Source organism: Streptomyces sp. NPDC005141 (assembly GCF_053599975.1).
Genome location: NZ_JBSFYW010000008.1, coordinates 1 through 19395 on the forward strand (window position 1 = coordinate 1; position 19395 = coordinate 19395).

The 19395-nt window shown below is 70.4% G+C and carries 14 protein-coding genes; 4 read left to right on the plus strand and 10 right to left on the minus strand.

Going from position 1 to position 19395, the window contains the following annotated elements; genetic code table 11:
- Positions 1-204: 204 nt before the first annotated feature.
- Together ACWD68_RS08500 and proS are read right to left on the minus strand one after the other, a co-directional pair.
- Complete coding sequence (locus ACWD68_RS08500; RefSeq protein ID WP_385708258.1) at positions 205-801, minus strand: hypothetical protein; 597 nt, start codon at positions 799-801, stop codon at positions 205-207.
- A gap of 250 nt (positions 802-1051) precedes the next feature.
- The gene (gene proS, locus ACWD68_RS08505) at positions 1052-2467 is read right to left on the minus strand and encodes a proline--tRNA ligase (RefSeq protein ID WP_451805718.1); all 1416 of its coding nucleotides are present in this window, start codon (positions 2465-2467) and stop codon (positions 1052-1054) included.
- Positions 2468-2664: 197 nt separating this feature from the next.
- Here proS and ACWD68_RS08510 point away from each other — a divergent pair, with 197 nt between their 5' ends.
- On the plus strand, positions 2665-3522 hold the full coding sequence (locus ACWD68_RS08510) for an SAM-dependent methyltransferase (RefSeq protein ID WP_451805719.1): 858 nt from the start codon (positions 2665-2667) through the stop codon (positions 3520-3522).
- A gap of 4 nt (positions 3523-3526) precedes the next feature.
- On the opposite strand, the gene ftsH is transcribed toward ACWD68_RS08510, so the two are convergent.
- From ftsH to nsdA, 6 genes are all read right to left on the minus strand, one after another.
- On the minus strand, positions 3527-5461 hold the full coding sequence (gene ftsH / locus ACWD68_RS08515) for an ATP-dependent zinc metalloprotease FtsH (protein ID WP_451805720.1): 1935 nt from the start codon (positions 5459-5461) through the stop codon (positions 3527-3529).
- A 120-nt stretch (positions 5462-5581) separates the two neighbouring features.
- A complete protein-coding gene (ffh, locus tag ACWD68_RS08520; protein ID WP_451805721.1) occupies positions 5582-7135 on the minus strand; it encodes a signal recognition particle protein in 1554 nt (517 codons plus the stop codon).
- A gap of 143 nt (positions 7136-7278) precedes the next feature.
- On the minus strand, positions 7279-9738 hold the full coding sequence (locus ACWD68_RS08525) for a [protein-PII] uridylyltransferase (protein WP_451805722.1): 2460 nt from the start codon (positions 9736-9738) through the stop codon (positions 7279-7281).
- Positions 9739-9776: 38 nt separating this feature from the next.
- Positions 9777-10115: a P-II family nitrogen regulator gene (locus tag ACWD68_RS08530; protein WP_003993253.1), complete on the minus strand. Its 339-nt coding sequence runs from the start codon at positions 10113-10115 to the stop codon at positions 9777-9779.
- On the minus strand, positions 10112-11449 hold the full coding sequence (locus ACWD68_RS08535) for an ammonium transporter (protein WP_451805723.1): 1338 nt from the start codon (positions 11447-11449) through the stop codon (positions 10112-10114). The genes ACWD68_RS08530 and ACWD68_RS08535 overlap by 4 nt, the downstream gene beginning before the upstream one ends.
- Positions 11450-11886: 437 nt before the next feature.
- A complete protein-coding gene (gene nsdA / locus ACWD68_RS08540) occupies positions 11887-13362 on the minus strand; it encodes a transcriptional repressor NsdA (protein WP_451805724.1) in 1476 nt (491 codons plus the stop codon).
- Between the two features lie 446 nt (positions 13363-13808).
- Between nsdA and ACWD68_RS08545 the strand changes: the two genes are divergently transcribed.
- A complete protein-coding gene (locus ACWD68_RS08545; protein ID WP_451805725.1) occupies positions 13809-14471 on the plus strand; it encodes a bifunctional DNA primase/polymerase in 663 nt (220 codons plus the stop codon).
- Positions 14472-14618: 147 nt separating this feature from the next.
- On the opposite strand, the gene ftsY is transcribed toward ACWD68_RS08545, so the two are convergent.
- Positions 14619-15821, minus strand: a complete 1203-nt coding sequence (gene ftsY, locus ACWD68_RS08550; protein WP_451805726.1) for a signal recognition particle-docking protein FtsY — start codon at positions 15819-15821, stop codon at positions 14619-14621.
- A 195-nt stretch (positions 15822-16016) separates the two neighbouring features.
- On the opposite strand from ftsY, the gene ACWD68_RS08555 reads away from it, so the two are divergent.
- Positions 16017-16985 (plus strand): LLM class flavin-dependent oxidoreductase, encoded by a 969-nt coding sequence (locus ACWD68_RS08555; protein WP_451805727.1) that lies wholly within the window; start codon positions 16017-16019, stop codon positions 16983-16985.
- 131 nt (positions 16986-17116) lie between these two features.
- On the opposite strand, the gene ACWD68_RS08560 is transcribed toward ACWD68_RS08555, so the two are convergent.
- Positions 17117-18535 carry a sugar porter family MFS transporter gene (locus ACWD68_RS08560; protein ID WP_451805728.1) on the minus strand — a complete coding sequence of 473 codons (1419 nt, stop codon included), beginning with the start codon at positions 18533-18535 and terminating at the stop codon, positions 17117-17119.
- A gap of 505 nt (positions 18536-19040) precedes the next feature.
- Here ACWD68_RS08560 and ACWD68_RS08565 point away from each other — a divergent pair.
- Positions 19041-19382 carry a DUF4326 domain-containing protein gene (locus tag ACWD68_RS08565; protein WP_451805729.1) on the plus strand — a complete coding sequence of 114 codons (342 nt, stop codon included), beginning with the start codon at positions 19041-19043 and terminating at the stop codon, positions 19380-19382.
- Positions 19383-19395: the final 13 nt, after the last annotated feature.

The window sequence follows — 19395 nt, forward strand, 5'->3', positions numbered from 1 at the left end:
GGCTGACGGGCACCCGGCGTTCCGGGTGCCCGTCAGCCATGGGCCCGCGTGGACCGGCAGCGCCGGGCGCCGACGAGGTGTGGCCCGCGCGCACTCGTGCTTCCTGAAACCCCCCACCGCCCAGAAGGAGGTGGGGGAGGCACGACTGCTCACGGGCCGCGCGTACGCGTCCGGCACCCACGAGGCGCCGGTGTGGCACGCACCTCAGCCCGCGGCCGCCCCGACCACCTCCGGAATCCGGAAGGGCTTGCCGCACCCTCCGCACACGATCGGCGCCTGCGCGAGGACCGAGGGGACCACGCGCACATTGCGCCCGCAGTCGCAGACGGCCTTGACGCGGACGCCTCCCCCGGAAGAACCGTGGCGGGCGGCCGGGCCGCGGAACGAGCGGGCGGTGTCGGCGGCGGTGGCGGCCGAGTGGGCCTTCAGCGCGCGCTGGAGCCGCTCGATCGTCGGGCGGTAGCGGCGCTTCGCCTCGGGGTTGAGCGTGACGAGCGAGAAGCCACTGCTGGGATGCGGCTCCTCGGGGTGGTCGAGGCCCAACTCCTCGGCGATCGCGAGGAATCTGCGGTTGTGATACCGGCCGGCGCGCGAGGTGTCGCGGACTCCGCGGGCGGCGGCGATGCCGTGGACTGCTTCGTGAAGCAGTCGTTCGAAGGAGAGCTCGTGTCCGCAGGCGGACGACGATTCTCCGATCAGGGACTCTGGCGCGGCAAGATCGGGCAGCTCGGAGTGGTGCCGCTGAATGTCGGCCCACGCCCCTGCCAGCTCTGCGGCGAGAACAGGTGGTGTCGTGCTCACGTAATGACAACGAGCGGGGGTGCCTCTGTGTTCCTATTCCGGGGCATCCCAAATAATTTGCACGTACCCGTCAGTTGCCGCTGATGCGTCCTGACGAGGGCGGGTGCGCTGATCTGCGGAGAAGCGTCACAGCTCCTACCAAGGCGGTACGTAGGCACACGTACGCCCCGGCGCGTAGACGGTATCCACACTCCGGGGCGCCTGTGGTCGGCAGATGCGCAAGAGGTGTTTCGGCCGCCCTCGGGCCCGCTCAGTAGGCGCGGGCGACGACGGCGACGTTACCGGGTGCGTCGTCGGTGTCGGGCACCGACCCGTCCTCCGCGACCAGACAGCGTACGGTCACCGCGTGCTCGGCGAGCCTGGCCTCGCCCTCTTCGCCGAGGTCGGCCCACGGAATGCGCGCCCAGCCGCCGGCCACGGCGGCCTCCACCGCCGCGTCGATCGTCGCGACGTCCGACGTACGGGACTCGCGGCGCTCGCGCGACTGCCTCAGGAGCAGCGCCTGGTCCTCCTCGAGGACCCCGGGAAGCAGTGCCGCCAGGGCGTCGACGGCGACGGGCTCCTTGCCCCCGGGGATGCGGCGGGCCAGCATCGCGGTGCCGCTCTCCAGGTCACGGGGGCCGACCTCGACGCGCACGGGGACGCCCTTGAGTTCCCAGTCGACGGCGCGGCGCCCGAAGGGGGTGTCCGTACGGTCGTCGACCTGGACCCGTACACCCGCCGCCTTCAGCCGGTCACCGATCTCGCGGACCTTGGCCAGAACCGCTTCGTCCCCCTTGATCGCGAGGACGACGACCTGTACCGGGGCGAGCCGGGGCGGCACCCGCAACCCACTGTCATCACCGTGCGACATGATCAGGCCACCCACCATGCGGGTCGAGGACCCCCAGGAGGTCTGCCAGACGAGCTCCTGCTTGCCGTCCTTGGACAGGTACTGGGTGTTGAACACCTTCGCGAAGTTCTGCCCCAGCTCGTGGCTGGTGCCCATCTGGAGCGCCTTGCCGTCGCCCATCATGCCCTCGAGGGTGAGGGTGTTGACGGCGCCCGCGAACCGCTCGCTCGCCGTCTTCCGGCCAAGGACGACGTCGATGCCGAGGACGTTGACCATGAAGTCGGCGTACACCTCCTTGTGGATGTGCGCGGCATAGTCCCGGGCGTCCTCGTAGGTGGCGTGGGCGGTGTGGCCCTCCTGCCAGAGAAATTCAGTCGTTCGGAGGAACACCCGCGGGCGCATCTCCCAACGGACCACGTTCGCCCACTGGTTGATCAGCAGCGGCAGATCGCGGTAACTCTGCACCCACTTGGAGAAGGAGGCGTTGATGATCGTCTCGGAGGTGGGGCGGACGACGACCGGCTCCTCCAGCTCCTTGCCGCCGCCGTGCGTGACCACCGCGAGCTCGGGGGCGAAGCCCTCGACGTGCTCCGCCTCCCGGGTCAGGTAGGACTGCGGGATGAACAGCGGGAAGTACGCGTTCTGGGCACCCGCTTCCTTGATGCGGGCGTCCATCTCCTGCTGCATCCGCTCCCACAGCCCGTACCCGTACGGCCGGATGACCATGGTGCCGCGCACCGGACCGTTGTCGGCCAGCTCGGCCTTGTTGATCAAGTCCTGGTACCAGCGCGGGAAGTCGTCCGCCTGGGGCGTGAGAACGGGTGCCTTTGCCATGCCGCGATCGTACGGGCCCACGTTGCCGGAATGTGAATTCTCGCGCCCTTTGCGGCCCGACCACAAACGGGTCCCCGCAACCCCTGGACGGCACGTCGAGTGCGGAGTTACCTGACATACGGGGGGAGTGCGGGCCTCGTGCGCGGGGGCGAAGGAACAGGCCCGGCGGCAACTCTCGGCGGATTGGGGCACTTTCGATGACACCTACGCTCGTGCGGCAGCACCTTCCTCATGCGGGTCCAGCGCCCCGCGCGGACCGGGGTGCACGCGCGCGTGACTGGGCCGAGATCCAGGAGCGGATGCTGGTGCCGCTCTACGAGGCCGTCTACGAGCGGCTCGAAGTGGGCGGCGGGACGCGGCTGCTCGGGCTCGGCTGCGGGGCGGGGCTCGCCCTGCTGATGGCGGCCTCCCGCGGCGCCGCGGTCACGGGTGTCGACTCCTCGTCACCCGAACGCCTCGCCCTCGCACGGGAGCGTCTGCTGCCGGAGGGCTGGGGCACGCGCCCGCGCGGCGGCACCCGGCTCGTGGCCGGCTCTCCCGGGGACGCGGCCGTGGCGGGAGCGCCGGCCTACAACCTGGTGACCGCGTTCGAGCCGATCGGGTGCGTGGCCGGCGACTCCGAGGGCCTCCGTTCGCTGCTCGCGGAGACGGCACCGCTCACCGCCCGGGGAACGCCCGTGGTGCTGGTCGGGTGGGGGCCGCCGGAACGGTGCAGCACGTCGGCCGTGCTGCGGGTGGCCACCAAACTGGCCGATCCCCTGCGCGGTGCGGCGGCCTTGCGTGCCGCCCGCCGGGACGACCTGGAGGAGGTGGCCCAGCGGGCCGGGCTGCGGCCGGACGGCTCGGGCCGGGTGGCCTGCCCGTTCGGGTACGCCGATGTGGACAGTGCCGTGCGAGGGCTGCTGTCCACGGGGCTCTTCGACGCCGCGGTGGACGCCACCGATCAGGCCCAGGTCGACAAGGAAGTGGCCGAGGCGCTGCATCCGCATCTGCGGCGGGACGGGACGGTCTGGATGCCGAACGTGTTCCGGTATCTGATCGCCAGAACGGTCTGAGGGGTCACACCTCCTTGACCGTTCGAGGCACCCCGGCGATCCGGTACGCCTCCACCTCTTCCAGGGTCTCGTTCGCGAGGAGCGCCTCCGCCAGGGCGTCCAGCTGTCCTCGGTGTTCGCGGAGTTTCCGGCAGGCCTCCTCGTAGCACTCGTCGACGATGCGGCGCATCTCGTGGTCGATCGAGTCGAGGGTGCCCGGGGCCGCCGCGAGGCCGTAGGCCTGCTGGGCGTCGCTGGGCAGAGCGGACAGCCGGCCGACGCGTTCGCTCATGCCCCAGCGGGCGACCATGCCGCGGGCGATGTTGGTGACCTGTTCCAGGTCGTTCTCCGAGCCCGTGGTGACGACGTCGTAGACGACGTGTTCGGCGGCCATTCCGCCGAGGGCGCCGATGATGCGGCCGCGCAGGTACTCCTCGGTGTACGCGTACCGGTCCGCGTCCGGCGTCGAGAGGGTGACGCCGAGGGCGCGGCCGCGCGGGACGATGGTGATCTTGCGGACCGGGTCGGCGCCGGGCCGCAGCATGCCGAGGAGTGCGTGGCCGCTCTCGTGGAACGCGGTGCGGCGGCGTTCCTCGTAGGGCATGACCAGGGACCGTTCGGCGCCGAGCTGGACCTTTTCGAGCGCTTCGGAGAGGTCGCCCTGGGTCACCTTCTCCTGTTTGCGCTTGACGGCGAGGAGGGCCGCTTCGTTGGCGAGGTTGGCGAGGTCGGCACCGGTCATGCCCGGGGTCGTCCGGGCTACCTGGGTCAGGTTCACGTCGGGGGCGAGCGGGATCTCGCGGGTGTGGATCTCCAGGATCGCCTCCCGGCCACCGCGGTCGGGGGGCGAGACGTTGACCACGCGGTCGAAGCGGCCGGGGCGGGTGAGGGCCGGGTCCAGGATGTCCGCGCGGTTGGTGGCGGCGACGACGATGACGCCCTCCGAGCCGGAGAAGCCGTCCATCTCGGTGAGGATCTGGTTCAGCGTCTGCTCGCGTTCGTCGTGGCCGCCCATGCCGGAACCGCCCGACCGCGCCCGGCCGATGGTGTCGATCTCGTCGATGAAGATGATGGACGGGGCCACTTTGCGGGCCTCGGCGAACAGTTCGCGCACGCGCGAGGCGCCGACGCCCACGATCATCTCGATGAACTCGGAAGCGGAGGCCGAGAAGAACGGGACCCCGGCCTCCCCCGCGACCGCCCGCGCGAGCAGGGTCTTTCCCGTGCCGGGCGGGCCCGCCAGCAGCACGCCGCGCGGCATCTTCGCGCCCATCCTGCGGTAGGCGTCGGGGTTCTTGAGGAAGTCGACGACGTCGTTGAGTTCGCCGGCGACCTCGTCGATGCCCGCCACGTCCGCGAAGGTCGTGCGTTTGCCACCGGGCACGAGTTCGACCGGCTTCGGAGGCGCCTTGCGGCCGAGCATGCCGCCCGCGCCGCCCATGCCGGAACCCATCCGCCGGGCGATGAAGATCCACAGGACGACGAGCAGGAACATGGGGGCGAGCGAGATCAGCAGATTGAAGAGGAAGCTGCGCTCCTGGACGACCGGCGAGGCGGTCACCGTGACGTCGTGCGTCTGCAGGTTCTCCCAGAGCTTGTCGTCCGCGAAGACCGGGCGCTGGGTCTTGAACTTGGTGTATTTCCCGTCGCCGTCGGGGTTTTCCTGGGAGTTCTTGAGCTGCCCCTGGATCGCGTCGCCCTTGGAGTAGATCTTGGAGACGTTGCCGTCGTTCACCTGTCTGCTGAACTCCGTGTACGAGATCGTCGGCTCGTTGCCCTTGTTGTAGATGGACAGCACCAGGTTCGCGATCAGGAACACGACAAGCGCGGCCAGGGCGAGGCTCCACCAGCCGCCGGGCAGCTTCCGTCGGCCGCCCGAAGGCGGTGTCGACTCGGGTGGCGTGCCCTCGGTACGCCACGGCGGATCAGGTGCCTTGCGCGGCGGCACAGAGTTGCCCATAGGGGGACGCTACGACACATGGCGGACACCGGCACCCGCGCTCACGCCACTGGGGGCGCCCCTCCGGTGAGGGGCGCCCCCAGTGGGCGTCGCTGAGGCACTCCCGTACGGGACGGGATGTCAGCCCATGAACTTCTTGAACTCGTCCGGCAGCTCGAAGTCTTCCTGGGCACCCTGCTGCGGGAGGCCGAAGGCGTTGCCGCCCTGAGCACCCGCCTCACGCCGGGCCGCCTCCTCGTCCTCCTGCTGCTTGCGCTTCATCGGGTTGCCCGAGCGCTGCTTGCCCTTGGCCTGCTTCTGCTTCTTCTTGGTGCGGCCGGGGCCGCCACCCATGCCCGGCATCCCGGGCATGCCCGGCATCCCGCCGCCCTGGGCCATGCGGGACATCATCTTGCGGGCCTCGAAGAAGCGCTCGACCAGGCCCTTGACCGCGCTGACCTCGACACCGGAACCCTTGGCGATACGGGCGCGGCGCGAGCCGTTGATGATCGTCGGCTCCTGGCGCTCGGTCGGCGTCATCGACTTGATGATCGCGGCCGTGCGGTCGACGTCGCGCTCGTCGAGGTTGGCGATCTGGTCCTTGATCTGGCCCATGCCCGGGAGCATGCCGAGCAGCTTGCTGATGCTGCCCATCTTCCGGACCTGCTCCATCTGGGCCAGGAAGTCGTCCAGGGTGAAGTCCTGGCCCTTCTTGGACGCCAGCTTGGAGGCCATCTTCTCGGCCTCTTCTTGGCTGAACGTCTTCTCCGCCTGCTCGATCAGGGTGAGCAGGTCACCCATGTCGAGGATGCGGGAGGCCATCCGGTCCGGGTGGAAGGCGTCGAAGTCGTCGAGCTTCTCGCCGTTCGACGCGAACATGATCGGCTTGCCGGTGACCGAGGCGATCGACAGGGCCGCACCACCGCGGGCGTCACCGTCGAGCTTGGAGAGCACCACACCGTCGAAGCCGACGCCGTCACGGAAGGACTCGGCCGTGTTGACCGCGTCCTGGCCGATCATCGCGTCGACGACGAAGAGGATCTCGTCGGGGCTGACGGCGTCGCGGATGTCCGCGGCCTGCTGCATCAGCTCCTGGTCGATACCGAGGCGGCCGGCGGTGTCCACGATCACGATGTCGTGGACCTTGGTCTTCGCGAACTCCATGGAGTCCTTGGCGACCTTGACCGGGTCGCCGACTCCGTTGCCCGGCTCGGGGGCGTAGACGGCGACGCCCGCACGCTCGGCGACCACGCTGAGCTGGTTCACCGCGTTCGGGCGCTGGAGGTCGGCGGCGACGAGGAGCGGGGAGTGACCCTGGTCCTTGAGCCACTTGCCGAGCTTTCCGGCGAGCGTGGTCTTGCCCGCACCCTGGAGGCCCGCGAGCATGATCACGGTGGGCGGGTTCTTGGCGAACCGGAGGCGGCGGGTCTCGCCGCCGAGGATCGTGACGAGCTCGTCGTTCACGATCTTCAGAACCTGCTGGGCGGGGTTCAGCGCCTTGGAGACCTCGGAGCCGAGGGCGCGCTCCTTGACGTTCTTGATGAAGGTCCGCACGACCGGCAGCGCCACGTCGGCTTCGAGGAGCGCGATACGGATCTCGCGTGCGGTGGCGTCGATGTCGGCTTCGGACAGTCGGCCCTTGCCCCGCAGGTTCTTGAACGTCGCTGAGAGGCGATCGGAGAGAGTATCGAACACGGCGCTCGTCGGTCCTCAGGGGTCGGGGGCGAAGGGAATCGCCCTCCAGGGTATCTGGCCGCGTGCGGTGGGGTCTCCACCGCGTTCATACGAGAGACCTGTGGCACCCTCGCGGCCAGGTGTACGGGACGGTCGGCACCGCTTCATCCCCGCAGCATGTCCTCCAGCGCACGGGCCACCGAGGCCGCCTCCGCGCCTGGCAGGGGCGCCCCCTTCGTGCCCGTCACGTAGAAGGCGTCCACGGCGTTCGCGCCGAGCGTGGAGACATGCATGCTCCGTACCCGGACGTGCGCCTTCTCCAGGGCCCGCCCGATGCGGTGCAGCAGGCCCGGGGCGTCGTGGGCACGGACCTCGATGACCGTGGCGTGGCGCGAGGCGGCCGGAGCCACCGTCACACGGGGCGGCGGAGCGATCGTTCCGCGGCGGCGCGGGTAGGCGGCGTCGCGTTCGGCGAGGCGGGCCGCGATGTCGAGGGAACCGTCCAGGGCGCGGACGAGGTCGGCGCGCAGGCGGGCGGCCTGCGGCAGGGAGCCGTACTCGGCGGCGACCCGCCAGTTGAGCAGCAGGACCGAGCCCTCGACGCCGTCGGGCAGGTCCAGGGCGCGCAGCTCGGCGGTGCGGACGGTCAGCCGGTGCATGGCGAGGACGCCGGCCACCGCGGGGAGCACACCCGGCTGGTCCGGGACCGCGATGAGAAGTTCCACACCGAGCGGCTCCGGCTCCTGGGGGACGGAGTCCGCCTCGGCGTCGCCATCGACCGGTTCCGTCTGCGCGCGCAGCGCCAGGACGGGCCCGCCCGTGCGGAACGCCTCGATCGCGAGCCGTTCCTGCTCGGCGGTCGGCGCTACGGCCTCGGGCTCCTCGGGGGCGTCCCCGGCGAGCACGGCCGAGACCCGTTTGACCAGGTCGGTGACGAGAGAGCCGCGCCAGGAGGACCAGGCGGCGGGCCCGGTGGCCAGCGCGTCCGCCTCGGTGAGCGCGTGCAGCAGTTCCAGGGTGCCCTGCGATCCGACGGCCTCGGCGACCGAGCGGACGGTGGCCGGGTCCTCCAGGTCACGCCGGGTCGCGGTGTCGACGAGCAGCAGATGGTGGCGTACGAGGGTGGCGAGCACCGCCACGTCCGTACGGTCAAAGCCGATGCGGGCGGCCACGTCACGGGCGATGATCTCGCCCGCCACGGAGTGGTCGCCGGGCCAGCCCTTGCCGATGTCGTGCAGCAGGGAGGCGACGAGGAGGAGGTCGGGGCGGCCGACGCGGCGGGTCAGTTCGGAGGCACGGACGGCCGTCTCGATGAGGTGGCGGTCGACGGTCCAGATGTGGACGGCGTTGCGCTGCGGCCGGCAGCGCACCCGCTCCCAGTCGGGCAGCAGCCGGGTGATCAGCCCTTCCGCCTCCAGCGCCTCCCAGACCTCGATGGTCGGGCGGCCCGAGCCGAGGAGGGTGACGAGTTGCTCGCGCGCCTCGGCCGGCCAGGGCGTGGGGAGGGGGCGCGCGGCGGCGGCCATGCGCCGTACGGCGTGCAGGGACAGGGGGAGATCCGCCTGCGCGGCGGCTGCCGCCGCGCGCAGCGGCAGCACGGGGTCGCGCTCGGGGCGGGCGGCGCGGGCGAGCACCACCTCGCCGTCCTGCTCGACCACGCCCTCGGCGAGGGGGGATCGCTCGGCGACCGGCTTGCCGCCGCCCAGCATGGCGCGCAGCCGCGGACGTACGGCACGCGATCGCAGGACACGCCCCACTTCGCGCCAGGTGACGTCACTGGCGTACGAGACGACGCGCGCGGCCTCGTAGACCTGGCGCAGCAGTGTGTCGGCGTCCAGCAGACCGAGTTCGGCGGCGACCTGGTCCTGTTCCTGGAGCGCGAGGCGGTCGGTGGCGCGTCCGGTGGCGAGGTGCAGGGCGTCACGGACGTCCAGGAGCCTGCGGCGTGCGTCGGTCAGGCCCTCGCGGGGCGCGTCCGCGAGCCAGGAGGCGGCGACGGCGCGCAGTGCGGTGGCGTCGCGCAGCCCGCCGCGCGCTTCCTTCAGGTCCGGTTCGAGGAGGTACTGGAGTTCGCCCTGGCGCTCGGCGCGCTCCGCGCACAGCTCCTGCAGTTCGGGCAGACGCTTCGGTGCCTGGTTGCGCCAGTCGGCGAGGACGGCCGTACGCAATCCGGCGGTGAGGCCGAGATCTCCCGCGAGGTGGCGGGCGTCGAGGAGGCCGAGCTGGACCTTGAGGTCGTCGGCGGCGGTCTTGCGGGCCTCCGCGGGTGTACGGACCGAGTGGTCGAGGTCGAGGCCCAGGTCCCAGACGGGGTACCAGATGCGGTCGGCGAGGGAGGCGACGGCGCCGGAGTCGCCTCCGTCATGCAGGAGGAGCAGGTCGAGGTCGCTGCGGGGGGAGAGCTCACCGCGGCCGTAGCCGCCGACGGCGACGAGGGAGACCCCGCGCATGCCCTCGGATCCGGCGGTGAACAGGCCGGTCAGCCAGTCGTCCGTCAGTTCGGCGAGGGCCGCACGGCGCGGCGGCCCGGACCGCGCCCCCTCCTGGAGGAGGCGCAGCCGGGCCGCCGCATAGCCGCTGGGTCCCGAGTCCTCTGCTTCCACTCGCGTGTCCGTACTCGTCACCCAGCGACTCCTGTCTTTCTTCTTGCGGGCCGATCCGGTCAGAGTGCGTCCGGGCCGCGCTCGCCGGTCCGGACCCGGACTGCCGTATCGACCGGGATGGACCACACCTTGCCGTCACCGATCTTGCCGGTACGGGCCGCCTTCACGACGACGTCGATGAGCTGTTCTGCGTCGTCGTCCTCGACCAGCACCTCGATGCGGATCTTGGGGACGAGGTCGACGGTGTACTCGGCACCGCGGTAGACCTCGGTGTGTCCCCGCTGCCGACCGTAGCCGCTGGCTTCGGTGACCGTCAGTCCGTGAACCCCGAAGGCCTGCAGGGCCTCCTTGATCTCGTCGAGCCGGTGAGGCTTCACGACGGCGGTGATGAGCTTCATGCGTCCACCTTCTTGGCATCCGTGTCGGCCGGGGCGGACACGGCGGTCCTGGCGGAGCCGCCGCCGGCACCGCTGAAGTCGTATGCGGTCTCGGCGTGCTCGGCCTGGTCGATTCCGGCGATCTCCTCGTCCTCGGTGACCCGCATGCCGATGGTCTTGTCGATGAGGAAGGCGAGGATGGCGGAGACGACGAGGGAGTAGCCGAGGACGGCGAAGACGCCCGCGCACTGCTTCCAGAACTGGGTCAGGCCGCCGCCGTAGAAGAGGCCCTCGACCGTGGACTGGCCCTTGCCGCTGGCGAAGAAGCCGATCAGCAGGGAGCCGACGACACCGCCGACCAGGTGGACACCGACGACGTCCAGGGAGTCGTCGTAGCCCAACTTGTACTTCAGGCCCACGGCCATGGCGCACAGGACACCGGCGATGGCACCGACCGCGATCGCGCCGAGCGGGGAGACCGCACCGCCGGACGGGGTGATGGCGACCAGACCGGCGACCGCGCCGGAGGCGGCGCCCAGCGTGGTGAACGCGCCGTGCCGGATCTTCTCGTAGGCGAGCCAGGCCAGCATGGCGGCCGCGGTGGCGATCTGCGTGTTGACGAACATCAGCGCGCCGACGCCGTCGTCGTTGCCGAGCCACGAGCCGGCGTTGAATCCGAACCAGCCGAACCACAGCAGACCGGAGCCGAGCATCACCAGCGGGAGGCTGTGCGGGCGCATCGGGTCCTTCTTGAACCCGACGCGCTTGCCGATGACCAGGATCACGCCGAGCGCCGCGGCGCCCGCGTTGATGTGGACCGCCGTACCACCGGCGAAGTCGATCACGCCGAGCTCGAAGGCCCAGCCGCCCGCGCCCCACACCCAGTGGGCGACCGGGAAGTAGACGACCGTGGCCCAGAGCGCGATGAAGAGCGACCACGCGGTGAACTTCACTCGGTCCGCGAGAGCACCGCTTATCAGCGCGGGCGTGATGATCGCGAACATCAACTGGAAGACCATGAAGACGAAGACCGGGATGGTGTACCCGTCCCACAGCTCCGTCAGGCCGATGTTGCTGAGGCCGACCCAGTCAGAGGTCCAGCCGATGAACGATCCCTTGTCCGTGCCGAAGGCGAGGGAGAAGCCGTACAGCACCCACAGGATGGTGACGATCCCCATGCTGATGAAACTCATCATCAGCATGTTGAGGGTGCTCTTGACGCGGACCATGCCTCCGTAGAAGAAGGCGAGGCCGGGCGTCATGATCAGCACCAGGGCGGAACAGATGAGCATGAACCCTGTGTTGGCAGCAGACAGCTTGGGTGCCTCTGCGGCAAGGGTGATGGCTGGTGCCATCGGCGTCTCCTCGTCGTTGGTACGGCCCCGTGCGGGCGAAGCCTGAGTGGTCGTGAGGGGTGGGCCGGTTATGCGCCATGAGATTGGCGCAGCGCGGTTTCCGTGGAAGCCCCTCGATGTTTCGCACCAGTGACGAAGGCGCTCTGTGTGTTACGCATTCATGAACTGCCGGATAGTGGTCGAACCGATCGTTATCGTGACGCAATCTTCGGCAGGAGCCGTCGCGGCGCTCTGGGCGCGGGCGACCTGGGCCACCGGGTGGGCCATCCCCGCGATGACCAGCCATGTCCGCGCGAGGGGCGCCGGCCGAGGGGGCACACGACGGAACCGGCCACGGCTGGCCGTCCGATGACCTGGCATGGGGGAGCCGAGTCGGGCAGTTCGGGACGACCGGCCGCGGCCGGGGTACTGGGCGGGGCCGCCTTCGCGGCCGGGGGTCAGACCGCTTCCGCTGTCTCGGGCAGGTCGACGGCCAGCTGGTCGGTGAGGTCGATGACCTCGGCGAGGTCCCCGAAATCACGGACGGCGGTGTCGACCGTCTTTCGGATACGAGTGTTGACGCGCTCGGAGCGCACCTTCTTGCCGATCCTCAGCGCTTCCTTGGCCAGGACCGCACTCCGCTCGGGCTCACGCTGCAGCAGGTGCACGGTGGCCATGCCGATGAGGTTGAGTGCGTACGAACGCTGGTGCTCGGGGTCCTTGCCGAAACGGTCGACGGCCTCCTGCATCAGGGGCTCGGCCATGGAGGCGTACGTGGGGCTGCGCCCGGCGACATAGGCGAGGTCGCGGTAGGAGTGCGAGTTCTCGCCGTACAGCTCGGCCTTGGAGAAGAAGCGGATCCAGTCGGGGTCCGGGTCGTCCCACTCGTGCACGTCGGCGAACGTGTCCTCGGCCATCCGGACGGCCCGCTTGCACTTTCCGGGCTGGCCCATGTTGGCGTAGGCCCGGGCCTCCATCGCATACAGCATCGCCTGGGTGCGCGGGCTCGCGCAGTCACGGCTGCCGTACTGCGCGAGGTGGATCAGTTCCAGCGCGTCGTCGGGCCGCCCGAGGTGAATCATCTGACGGCTCATGCTGGAGAGGACGTACGAGCCGAGCGGCTTGTCACCCGCCTCCTTCGAGGCGTGCAGGGCGAGCACGAAGTACTTCTGCGCGGTGGGCTGGAGGCCCACGTCGTAGCTCATCCAGCCCGCCAGCTCGGCCAGTTCGGCGGCGACCTTGAACAGGCGCTTGCTGGTGGCGGCGGGCTGCGGCTCCTGGAGCAGGTCCGTCACCTCGTGCAACTGGCCGACGACCGCCTTGCGGCGCAGTCCGCCGCCGCACTGGGCGTCCCACTGACGGAACATCACCGTGGTGGACTCCAGGAGGTCCAGCTCCGGCTTGGAGAGCCGGCCGCCGCGGCGCGCCGAGGCCGGGGGTTCGGGCTCCTCCTGCGGCGCCATGGGCGCGGGGACGAGCCAGCGCTGCATGGGCTCGATGAGGGCCGGACCCGCGGCGAGCGCCAGCGAGCTGCCGAGGAAGCCGCGCCGCGCCAACATCAGGTCGCTGCGCGAGTATTCACTGATCAGCGCGACGGTCTGGGGGCCCGTCCACGGCAGGTCGATACCCGAGACGGAGGGTGCCTGGTGGGCGGCGCGCAGACCGAGGTCCTCCACGGCGACGACACAGCCGAACCGCTCGGAGAACAGCTCGGACAGGATCCGCGGGATCGGCTCGCGCGGGTTCTCGCCGTCCAGCCAGCGGCGCACCCGCGAGGTGTCCGTGGAGATGTGGTTGGCCCCCAACTGGCGAGCCCTGCGGTTCACTTGGCGCGCGAGTTCACCCTTCGACCATCCGCTGCGCACGAACCACGAGCCGAGCAGCTCGTTGGGGCGCTTGTCAGCGTTCGTCCCGCCTCCGCCGTTGCCGCCCACTGGAACGCCCCCACTCTCTGAGACCACTTGCCGCCGCTCTGCGCCAAGCCCTATCAGAATGCCGGTAAATACGGCCGCGCGTCCGGCAGTTCCCACCCTTCGAACGGGAAGCCGACTTGCCCTTGGCATACCCACGAGTGCACAAGCCCCCAGGGCTTGTGCACTCAAAGTAATCCTACGATCACGCCTCCAGCCATGGCGATCCGTGAAACGCCACCATTCGCCACCCCTTCGAATGAACTCCGGGCGCCCTGCGCGCGATTGACTTGACACAGGAGGGCCGGTGAAGGGCGGAACGGTGTACGCCGGGGCGCACAGAGCCGAGCGCACCACCCGGTACACGACAAGGCGCCGTCTGGATCGCGCGCCACGGGGCAACAGGAACAGAGGGTGACGATCCGGTTTCATCACGTAACCACCGGCGCATCGGACCCGTTGGAGGGGGCATGGGCTTCACGATCGGCAGCAGTCGGGCGATGCGCGACATCCGGACCGGCACTCGTCGCCGCGGCCGCTCGTCGGAGAGCACAGCCGTGGCTGAATTCACCGGACTCTGGGGATGGGACGTGGTCCCGGGCGCCAGGGCCGCCGCAGGGGTGTGCTCATGCGGCAGGGCCGACTGCGCGGCACCGGGTGCGCACCCCCTGGGCTTCGCCCCGACGATCCCGGCCGGCGCGAAGCTGAACGAGGCGACCGGTATCTGGTCCGAGTTCCCCGGCGCCGCGGTGATGCTGCCGGTCGGCCGGGCGTTCGACGTGATCGAGGTCGCCGAGCCCGCCGGGCGCCGCGCGCTGGTCCGCCTGGAGCGCATGGGCCTGCCCCTCGGGCCGGTCACGGCCACCGCCGACGGCCGCGCCCACTTCTTCGTCTCCCCCGGGTCCGCCTCCGAACTTCCCGAACTGCTCTACCGGATGGGCTGGGACGACCCGTCCCTCGACCTGCACGGCCTGGGTCCCGGTTCGTTCATCACCGCCCCGCCCTCCGACCGCGCCGGACTCGGCCCGGTCCGCTGGCTGCGCTCCCCCGCCCTCGACTCCGCGACGAAGCCGCCGCCGGCCCGGCTGCTGCTGGGCACGCTCGCCTACGTGGCCCACCGTTCACGGGCCTGAGCCTCTCCGCACCGGGTCCGTCCGTCACCTCGCCGGCCGCCTCACCGGGCCGCCGACGCCGACGAGCGCCGCATGAAGAAGCGCCCGTCCCCCGACAGTGTCGTGGGACGGGCGCTTCTTCGGGCACCTACGCGTTCACGCGGGTGGTCACTCTCCGACAAGGGCGTCAACGAACGCCTCCGGCTCGAACGGCGCCAGGTCGTCCGCGCCCTCACCGAGCCCCACCAGCTTGACCGGGACACCCAGCTCGCGCTGTACGGCGATGACGATGCCGCCCTTCGCCGTGCCGTCGAGCTTGGTCAGCACGATGCCGGTGATGTCCACGACCTCGGCGAAGACGCGCGCCTGGACCAGACCGTTCTGGCCGGTGGTCGCGTCGAGCACGAGCAGCACCTCGTCGAGCGGCGCGTGCTTCTCGACGACGCGCTTGACCTTGCCGAGCTCGTCCATGAGGCCGGTCTTGGTGTGGAGCCGGCCCGCGGTGTCGATGAGGACGACGTCCGCGCCCTCCTCGATGCCCTCCTTGACCGCGTCGAACGCGACCGAGGCGGGGTCGCCGCCCTCGGGGCCACGGACGGTCCGGGCACCCACGCGCTCGCCCCAGGTCTGGAGCTGGTCGGCGGCGGCGGCGCGGAAGGTGTCGGCGGCGCCCAGCACGACGTTCTTGCCGTCGGCGACGAGCACGCGCGCGAGCTTGCCGGTGGTGGTGGTCTTGCCGGTGCCGTTGACACCGACGACCATCACGATGCCCGGGGTGTCGAGGTTCGAGTCGGTCTTGACCTCACGGTCGAACTCCGGGACGAGCAGCTGGAGCAGCTCCTCGCGCAACAGGGCGCGCAGTTCGTCCGGGGTTCGCGTGCCGAGCACCTTCACCCGCTCGCGCAGCCGCTCGACCAGCTCCTGGGTGGGCCGCACGCCGACATCGGCGGTCAGCAGCGTGTCCTCGATCTCCTCCCAGGTGTCGTCGTCGAGGTGCTCGCGCGAGAGCAGCGTGAGCAGCCCCTTGCCGAGCGCGTTCTGCGAGCGGGAGAGCCGGGTGCGCAGGCGCACCAAGCGGCCCGCGGTCGGTTCCGGGATCTCGATCGCGGGGGCGGTCGGAGGTTCCTCGACGACGACCGGCGTGGCCGCCGAGCTGTCGGGGAGATCCACCTCCTCTATCGTGCGGCGCGGTTCTTCGCGCGGCGTCTCGGCCTCGTCGCCGACATGGGGTTCGGCCGGAGGGGCGGTGATGTCGGGGGCGGCGGGGGGCGGCGGGGGCAGCTGCTTCCGCTTGCGACTGCCGACGATGAGCCCGCCGAGCGCGCCGATCACGACCACGGCGATGACTACAGCAAGGATGACGGTTTCCATAACGTTCCCCAGTATCAGCCATCCCCTGCGCGGGAGGGTTTTTCCCCCGCGCAGGGGGACTCTTGTAGTTTCGTACGAATACGCGGAGCTCCCGAGCGGCGGGGGCCGCGCCTGCCCGGTTCGGGGCTCCGCCGCTATGGCCACCTGACGTACCGTCAGCTACCGTCCCCCTCCACACACGAAGGGGGGCTCCCCATGCCCGTAACGGTCGTGCGCTTCAACCTCGTCGAACCCGACGCCACCCCCGCCTCGCTGAGTGCCCGCTACAAGGCGGCCGTCGAGATGGCCACGTACGCCGACGACCGCGGGATCACCACCGTGCAGACGGAGGAGCACCACGGCGTCGCCAACAACTGGCTGCCCTCGCCGTTCGCGTTCGCGGGCGCGGTCTTCGGGGCGACCCGGCATCTCGCGGTCACCGTCTCCGCGGTCATCGGCCCGCTGCACGACCCGCTGCGTCTCGCCGAGGACATCGCCGTACTCGACCTGCTCAGCGGCGGACGACTGGTGACCGTGGCCGGCATCGGCTACCGGCCCGAGGAGTACGCGCTGTTCGACGTGGACTGGAAGCGGCGCGGCAAACTCCAGGACGAGCTCCTGGAGACGGTGCTGAAGGCCTGGACCGGCGAGGAGTTCACGTACCGGGGCCGCACGGTACGGGTCACCCCGCGTCCGTTCTCGGACCCGCACCCCCTGCTGCTGGTGGGCGGCTCCTCCAGGGCCGCGGCCAGGCGTGCCGCCCGGCTCGGGCTGCCGTTCTTCCCGAGCGCGCACCTGCCCGAGCTGGAGGCCTACTACAAGGAGCGGCTCATCGAGTACGGCACCGAGGGCTGGACCATGATGCCCGGCGCCGAGACGCCGCTGCTGCACATCGCGGCAGACCCGGACCGGGCCTGGGCCGAGTACGGCTCCCACTTCCTGCACGAGGCGCGGACGTACGCGTCCTGGCAGTCGGGGGAGATCCGTTCGGCGGTGAAGTCGGCGGCCACGACCGTCGAGGAGCTGCGCGCCGAGGGCGTCTACCGCATCCTCACGCCCGACCAGTGCGTGGCCCAGGGCCTCGACAACCTCGTCCTGCATCCACTGTCCGGCGGAATGCCCGTCGACGAGGGCTGGCGCAGCCTGCACCTGTTCTGCGAAAGCGTGCTGCCCCGGCTCGGTTGACCTCACGGTCCGAGCCGGGGCGGCACGCCCTCTTTACGAGTACGAGGAGAGGGGCAGCGGGGACTTGGCCCTTCTCCCCGAGTTCCGGGGAGCCACCGGGGCTCGTGGGGAGCCGCCGGTGGCACGGGCGGTCAGCCCATCTCCTCCAGGGTCTTGCCCTTCGTCTCCTTGACGAACTTGAGCACGAAGGGGATGGAGAGCACGGCGAAGCACGTGTAGATCACGTAGGTCGCGGAGAGGTTCCAGTCGGCCAGCGACGGGAAGCTCGCGGTGATGGCCCAGTTGGCGATCCACTGCGCGGAGGCGGCGACGCCGAGCGCGGCGGCGCGGATCCGGTTCGGGAACATCTCGCCGAGGAAGACCCAGACCACGACACCCCAGGAGAGGGCGAAGAAGAGGACGAAGACGTGGGCGGCGATCAGGGCGACCCAGCCCTGGGTGGCCGGCAGCTTGCCGTCGACCAGGTCGAAGGAGAAGGCCCAGGCCTCGAGGCCGAGACCGATGGCCATACCCACCGAGCCGATGAGGGCGAGCGGCTTACGGCCGATCCGGTCCACGAAGATCATGGCGATCACGGTGCCGATGATGTTGATGATCGACGTCGTGAACGAGTAGAAGAACGAGTCCGCCGGGTCGACGCCGACCGACTGCCACAGCGTCGAGGAGTAGTAGAACGCGACGTTGATACCGACGAACTGCTGGAAGACCGAGAGGCCGATACCGACCCAGACGATCGGCTTGAAGAAGACGGTGCCGCCGAGCAGGTCCTTGAAGGTCGACTTGTGCTCGCGCTTCATGGCGTGCTCGATCTCGGCGACGCGGGCGTCCAGGTCGATCTTGTCGCCCTCGACCTCCTTGAGCACCTCGCGGGCACGGTCCCGGCGGCCGACCTCGAGCAGGAAGCGCGGGGACTCGGGGATGGCGAAGGAGAGCAGACCGTAGAGGACGGCCGGGATGACCATGACGCCGAGCATGACCTGCCAGGCTTCCAGGCCCATCAGCTGACCCCGCTGGTCGCCGTCGGCGGCGTTCAGGATGCCCCAGTTGACGAGCTGCGAGATGGCGATGCCGACGACGATCGCGGCCTGCTGGAAGGAGCCGAGCCGTCCGCGATACGCGGCCGGGGAGACCTCCGCGATGTAGGCGGGGCCGATGACGGAGGCCATGCCGATGGCGAATCCGCCGATGATGCGCCAGAAGGCGAGGTCCCACAGCGCGAAGGGCAGCGCCGAGCCGACGGCGCTGACGGTGAACAGGACCGCGGAGATCTGCATGCAGCGGATGCGCCCGATGCGGTCGGCCATGCGGCCGGCGACCGCGGCACCGACGGCACAGCCGATCAGCGCGATGGCGATGACCTGGGCCAGGGCCGCGGAGCCGATGTCGTAGCGGCTCCGGATGGCCTCGACAGCGCCGTTGATCACGGCACTGTCGTAGCCGAACAGGAATCCGCCCATGGCGGCCGCCGCCGCGATGAAGATGACGTGCCCGAGATGTTCGGGGTGAGCCGACCTGGCTTCTGACTCAGGTGCCTGCGATGCGCTGGTCACGTAAAACTCCTCGGGCCACCGGCCTCGCTGCCGGGGGTGGGGGGCGAAACCCTTCGCTGGTGGTACCAGTGGCGCACAGGTTCACGCCGCCCACCACCTGAAGGTAAAAGCAACGCTGGAGAGACTATGCCTTCAAGTTTCGAACTCCATAATCGGTTTGCCAGGGACTACAGGCACCGATGTAGCGAAATTGTGTTCAAGTCTTGAACGTCATATGACCGGATGGCCTATCGAAGGTCACTCTGCGCTCCGGGTCCCGTCGTCGCTCCGATGCGCCGACTCGGCGGAATCCGCGGCGTGTTGGCGCACTCGTGGCTGGGCAGCGCGCCCGTGCCGGGCCACCGGGAGGCCGGGCACGGGCGCCGGTCGTGAGGGCTGCCCCGGCCCGCCCGTCCCGGACGAGGCACCCGGGTGTGACACGCGGAACACGGAGGACGGCCCGCGGGAGCGCGCCGTACGCCGTGTTCGCCTTGCCCGTACCCGCTCGAGCGGCGAGTATCCGACCATGCCGCCCACGACGGTCGTCAACCTCAAGGGTCACCGCGACGATCCCGCGTACGCCGATGTGGTGTACGTCGGCCGCCCCATGCACCGGGGCGGCTGGCACCTGACCGGCTCCCCGCTGGCGAGCCCCTTCCGCCCGGGCCACGACGGCAGCCGGGACGAGGTCGTCGAGATGTACCGCGCGTATCTCCTGGCCCGTCCGGAGCTGCTGGCCCGCCTCCCCGCCCTGCGCGGCCACCGGCTCGGCTGCTGGTGCGTCCCGGAGCGCTGCCACGCCGAGGTGATCGCCGAACTCGCCGACGAGGGCGTGGGCGAGGACCTCCCGGAGCCGGAGGAGCCGTAGGACTCCGAGGGCT